Source organism: Lysinibacillus sp. 10T31 (genome assembly GCF_056394365.1).
Genome location: NZ_JBFTHS010000119.1, coordinates 1 through 2,663, shown reverse-complemented (window position 1 = coordinate 2,663; position 2,663 = coordinate 1). Strand labels below are relative to the sequence as shown.

At 34.2% G+C, this 2,663-nt stretch carries 3 protein-coding genes; all 3 read right to left on the bottom strand.

Annotated elements, in window-relative coordinates; all coding sequences use genetic code 11:
- On the bottom strand, nt 1–248 hold a 248-nt coding region (locus AC1DCY_RS27010; RefSeq protein WP_477355724.1), incomplete at its 3' end, for a transposase.
- Nucleotides 249–490: 242 nt separating this feature from the next.
- Nucleotides 491–1,084, bottom strand: coding sequence for a hypothetical protein (locus AC1DCY_RS27005; protein ID WP_477355721.1), 594 nt, complete (start codon nt 1,082–1,084; stop codon nt 491–493).
- A gap of 486 nt (nt 1,085–1,570) precedes the next feature.
- Nucleotides 1,571–2,413: a tyrosine-type recombinase/integrase gene (locus AC1DCY_RS27000; RefSeq protein WP_477355718.1), complete on the bottom strand. Its 843-nt coding sequence runs from the start codon at nt 2,411–2,413 to the stop codon at nt 1,571–1,573.
- Between the last annotated feature and the right edge of the window lie 250 nt (nt 2,414–2,663).

Here is a 2,663-nt window from a genome sequence, read left to right as displayed (position 1 = left end):
TTTGAACGTTCAACTAAATCGACATCTGATAAATCATAAATGGCTTTCAGGAGTAAATATTTGAACATACGAATGGGTGGAATCGCATTTCGACCATTATCCAAACAGTACTTTGATTTTAGTTCGTCTAATATAAATGAAAAATCAACAAGTTCATTGATTTGGCGAAGCATATTATCTTTTGGGATGATTAAATTATATAATGCCATATACGGACTTAAGTTCAATGTTTCTTGTTTAGAAATCATAGTCGCACCACCTCGAGTTGGTTTTTCTTTATTATACTATTGAGAGGAAATTGAACGAAAAGAAAAACCGATTGGAGAAAAAAATTCTGTTTCTCCAATCGGTTTAATATTATGTTGGACTTTTTCAGTGCCCTCAATCAATATAGGAATCATCTTCTAGTTGCTTAATCACTTTTTTATTGTGTCTTCGACATAGGTGCCAGTTTATATTGCTCTAGTTCCTTTACATTCGATTATTTATTTTAGTCTATATTAGTATCTATTGCAGCTGTCCACGAACCATCAGTACTAGCTTTTAATTTGCCATCGATATAAAGTGATGTCATTGTATAATATTCTGCTTTTGTAGCACTGATTAATTTATAGTATGTAGTACCTTTTATAACATATTCTTTAGTTGTAACAATTCCTACACCAGCCATTAATGCGGCTGTTATTTTTGTTGGGATTTTATATCTTTCCGCAATCCAAGTACCAACATACGCTGCACTTACAGCAAGTACCCATGTAGGAATTGTTTGGTTAATTGAGTAAAAGCCATCCCAGTATGTAGTACCGCCTCCTGGATCAACTCCATATTGTATAATGCTTTCCTCAAGAGGTGCAAAGCCCTCTGGAACCTCTGCCTCTAAATTGTTATTTTCTATTACAACAATATCAGAAACTATTCCATTTTCTAATATTTCTTTAGCTAATGCTTCGTTTGAATTTTCAGTTAATATATTGGGTGCTACTGGCTCTGGCTCTAGCTCATTTGCACTTGCTAGATTTGTTGAAAATGAAGGAACTACTAAAGATGAAACAACTAGTGCTGATAAAATTTTCTTTGATACCATAATAAAATCCTCTTTTCCTTTTAATGTTTAATATGTAAACTAATTACATATTATATTTAAGATATTAATATAAAAACTGTTTATTTTCAAGAAAATATTGTAAAATTATTTCTAATATTAAGAAAAGGTGGATTGATTATGAATATTTCGATGTACAAACCATTGATTGTAGCGATGGTGGTAGGGTTATACGTATATATAGAGAGTAAATATGAAATTAGTGTATTTCTAAATTTTGTCATACTTTATATTGTAATTACAATAGTTTATTCATTATTTAGAAAAATCGAAAAGAAGAGAAAAGAAAAAGAGTAAGAAAAAAGTATCTTAATAAAAAGTATGAGGTTCAAAAGCTATAGTTACTCTGTGAAAAGATTCACTGTAAATTAGCCAGAAATTTAAGGGGACACTTTAGATGTTCTTCAAGTAACGGAGTGCTTTAGTCAAGTGGAGCAAAGGTCTTTTAAGACATTGCTCCTTGTACTTTTAAAAGTACTTCTGATAATACTCTTTCCTTAGCCTCCCGCTTAATTGAGCGTAGATCCTAGTTGTTTCGCTTTTCTCGTGCCCCATAAGACTTTGTATGACTTCTATGGGAGCTCCATTGTTCAACAAATGAGTTGCATAGCTGTGTCTAAGTTGGTGTGGATGAATTTCTTTATTGATTTCAGCACGATTTGATATCCTCTTGATGATGTATCGCATTTGGGCAACACTCATTTTATGTGGCTGCTGCCTTACTGTCACAAAGATGGCAGGATTATTGTCATTACGGCTTTCAATATATCGTTTAAGCCACATGTCACAACGCGTATTAAAATAAACCTCCCTTTCCTTATCACCTTTTCCTCTAACGATTGCGGATTGATTGGACCAATTAATATGGTTCTTTTCTAACGCAACTATTTCTCCAATTCGGCAAACAGTAGAAAACATGAATTCGAAAATCGCTTTTTCCATTGCGGAATGACAGGATTCACGGAGGTGTTCAATCTCCCGTTCGGTTAAATACTTGGGTATCCGCTTTCCTACTTTCGGTTCTTTAATTTTGGAAGTTGGATTCTTACCCAGGTATCCTTCTTCATGAGACCAACGAAAAAATGATTTCATAGAGCGGATACGGTGTGCAAGACTAGCTGGTTTTAAGTGCTTGCCGGATATAGCAAGATATTCCTTCAGTTGATTGGTGTCAAGCAATTCCATCTCTATATCCTTAAAATAACCAATTAATAGAAAAGACTGTAACCGGTAGGCCTTCAGCGTTTGTGGCGAAAAGCCCTCTATTCGTTTATCTGCTTCAAACAAAGTCCATGCTTTTGACAGTAACAATTCCATTCCCCCTAAAATAGTAATATAAAAGGGATTATTGCCAACTTAATAGAATTCTAGACATAGGAGTGATTTTACTAACGGGGCAGCATTCCTGTTTGAAGGATGTTCGAGGTCTTGAAAGAAAAGGAGCCCTCTAGTATGATGCATGAGTGTCAACGACCATTGACCCATCATCAAACAAGGAGGACTCCTTTATGCATTTTAAATGGAATAATAAAATTAATCAAGTTACTGAAAATACACTCGT

Excerpts from the sequence above, each read along its gene's own strand:
- AC1DCY_RS27005 (WP_477355721.1), bottom strand. The coding sequence starts at position 1,084 with ATGGTATCAAAGAAAATTTTATCAGCACTAGTTGTTTCATCTTTAGTA.